Origin of the sequence: Pseudomonas sp. (genome assembly GCF_026224925.1) — a bacterium.
Taxonomy (GTDB): Bacteria; Pseudomonadota; Gammaproteobacteria; order Pseudomonadales; family Pseudomonadaceae; genus Aquipseudomonas.
Window position 1 is genome coordinate 1 of record NZ_JAMFRV010000615.1, and the last position, 2,571, is coordinate 2,571.

Genomic DNA, 2,571 nt, shown 5'->3' on the forward strand with positions numbered 1-2,571 from the left:
ACGCCCACTGCACATCAGCCCCCAACCCGTGCAACGCTAAATACAACACGCTGTAACGTAGCGCCCAGTGCAAACACGTCAGTAAAAACACGATCATCAGCTTCTGTCGTGGCATGTACAACGTGTCGACCAGCGCATTGCGAAAGTGCAGCAGCTTTCGCGCCCAGCGCCGCCGCGCCATGGCGTGGGTGCCGATATGCTTGAGCGCGTGGCCGTTGAACCTGATGATGGGCCGATGGTAGCGACCCAAGCTAACGCACAGGCAAAGCCCACCCAGAATCAGCGCCGCGCTCACACTGAGCATCGACTCTAACCGATGACTCAACGTGTGAAACAACGCGTAGAGCAGCACGCCCAATAGGGCACACAAGAAAAACAGCAAGTCGCTCAATTGATCGGTGGCGAACACCGCGCTGCTTTTTGCAGGCCTTATGCCGTTGCGCGATAGCAGTGCCATCAACGTCAGTGGTCCGCCGCTGCCGCCCGGTGTGGCGCAAATAGCGAACTCAGTAGACATGACCACGCCCAGGCTTTTGACCAGGCTGATGTCACGGGCGTCGTCCCCTAACAGCAGGCGCAAGCGCAAGGTATTCAGTACCCAGCACAGCAGAATCATGCCGAACATGGCGACCAGCAGACCCGGCGGAAAGTTGCGCAGACGCTGAACCGTCTCACTGCCGCCCACCAGCAAAGGGACCACAATGGCAGCAAGCAGTGCGACGAAAAGCAACACTGTACGTTTCATTCGGCGTTACCCGGTACGGTGCGCTGAGTGCTCAACCAGTTTGCTTTGGTCATCGGCGTGCGGCCGTTCCCAATTAGCCGTTGCAGCAATTTCAGCCAATAGTCCCGAGAGAACGGGTGACGCATGTCCACCGGGTGAAGACCTAGGCGAATCGTTTGCGCCGTCTTGAATCTGTATTCAAGCCGGTCGCTGACAAGTTTCGATACCCCACGGCGCCACGCGCTGCGAGCACTCCAGACCATTCCTGGGGCATCAATCTGGGAAAAATCTGGCAATGTAAACAGATGTTGTGGGTCGCTGGTGTAGGAAAAGGGCAAATCCCGAAGCGCCTCTCGTGTACCTTGGCTCATGAGCCAAGCGGGTGCAACGAAGCCGTGGAGTGGCCAGTCAAGGCGCTCGAACAGATGTATGCCAGCGTGAAGTCGGGCCAGCGCTTGATCACGGTCGAGTGAGTAAAACTCGCCTTCCCATGTGAAAATTCGCCGCATGAAGTAGTCGCCAGGCGTCCGTGGCGCAGGGCTGTCGTCGCAGTGATAGTAGCCATGCAGCGCCAGTTCATCGCCCCGATCAAGGCGCTGCCCCATTGCCGTTTGGAACCGCAAGTCAGCGGCTATCGGGCTGCGCTTATGAAAGTCCGGTACTACCAGCAGGGTCATCGGAATGCTGCCCAGCGCGTCGACGGCCTCTACGAACGGCTGATAGTTGGGCCACGTCTGCGGTGCCACGTCGTGCAAGACCAGCAGCACACAGCGCTCTGTATCAGCCATTGACGAGTACCGGAGGGTGGGTGCCAAGCACCGCTTGGTAATGTTCAAGCAGCCCGGCGACGACAGTGTCCCAGGCATATCGTTGTTCTACATACTCCCGCGCTTGTGCGCCTATCTGTGCGCTGTCGTGGGTGAACAGCTCAAGAACAGCGCTGGCCATGGCCGATGAGTTGTTGGGCTCACACAGCACTCCGCAGGACGGCGCAACGATTTCGGTAAAGGCGCCGGCCGCCACGGCGACAACGGGAATGCCGCTGGCCATGGCCTCAAGAATCACCAGGCCAAAGGTTTCCTGATCACCCGCGTGCAACAGTGCGTCGGCGCTGGCCAGCAGGCGCGCGACCTCACTAGCAGGGCAGAAGTGATCAATCACCGAGACGTTATCCGGAACGGCTGTCGGCATGTGTGATCCGACGAGCAGCAAGTGATAACCGCGACCCAGTTGCTTCATGCAGTCCAGCAACACGGGCAGGTTTTTCTCACGAGAGCCACGTCCAGCAAAAATCAACAGATGGGTGTCCTCTGTCAGTCCTAATTCAGCTTTGACTCTAGGGTCGCGCAAGGTGGGGGTAAACCTCACCAGGTCTACGCCTAATTGTTGAACATGGACATTCTGCACACCCAAGCTTATGAGTTTGTTGGCCATGATGCTGCTGGGCGCTAATACCCGGTCGAAGTTACTGTAAAGCTTGCTGACATAAGCTTCGACGTTTGTCCCGATCCAACTTCCGATACGGTTACTTACCAACAGCGGCAAATCGGAATGGTAGAAGCCGATAACGGGCACATCCAATTGACGACGGGCATCCAGCGCCGCCCAAGCTGTCAAATAAGGATCGCCAACTTCAATAAGATCTGGCTGTAAATCATGAAGGACGTTTCGCCAGGGAGCCAAGCGAAGAGGAAATCGATAGCCGTTGCCGAAGGGCACAGCCGGGGCCGGTACTTTATAAATACCATCCTTATGGCTAAGGCTGGCGCCGGGAATCAAGAGGCTGTGGCGAACTCCTGGATAGCGTCCCAGGCGACGATGTTTGGCATCAAGATAGGTGCGCACGC

At 57.4% G+C, this 2,571-nt stretch carries 3 protein-coding genes; all 3 read right to left on the bottom strand.

All coding sequences use genetic code 11. The features are described 5' to 3' along the window. A partial coding sequence (locus M0974_RS25645; protein ID WP_297843683.1) for a lysylphosphatidylglycerol synthase transmembrane domain-containing protein occupies positions 1-745 on the bottom strand: 745 nt, incomplete at its 3' end. Next, positions 742-1,512: a polysaccharide deacetylase family protein gene (locus M0974_RS25650; protein WP_297843688.1), complete on the bottom strand. Its 771-nt coding sequence runs from the start codon at positions 1,510-1,512 to the stop codon at positions 742-744. The genes M0974_RS25650 and M0974_RS25645, both read right to left, overlap by 4 nt. Next, the gene (locus M0974_RS25655; RefSeq protein ID WP_297843690.1) at positions 1,505-2,569 is read right to left on the bottom strand and encodes a glycosyltransferase family 1 protein; all 1,065 of its coding nucleotides are present in this window, start codon (positions 2,567-2,569) and stop codon (positions 1,505-1,507) included. Before M0974_RS25655 ends, M0974_RS25650 begins: the two co-directional genes overlap by 8 nt. Positions 2,570-2,571: the final 2 nt, after the last annotated feature.

Coding starts and splice junctions, on each gene's coding strand:
- M0974_RS25650 (WP_297843688.1), bottom strand. CDS start 1,512: ATGGCTGATACAGAGCGCTGTGTGCTGCTGGTCTTGCACGACGTGGCA.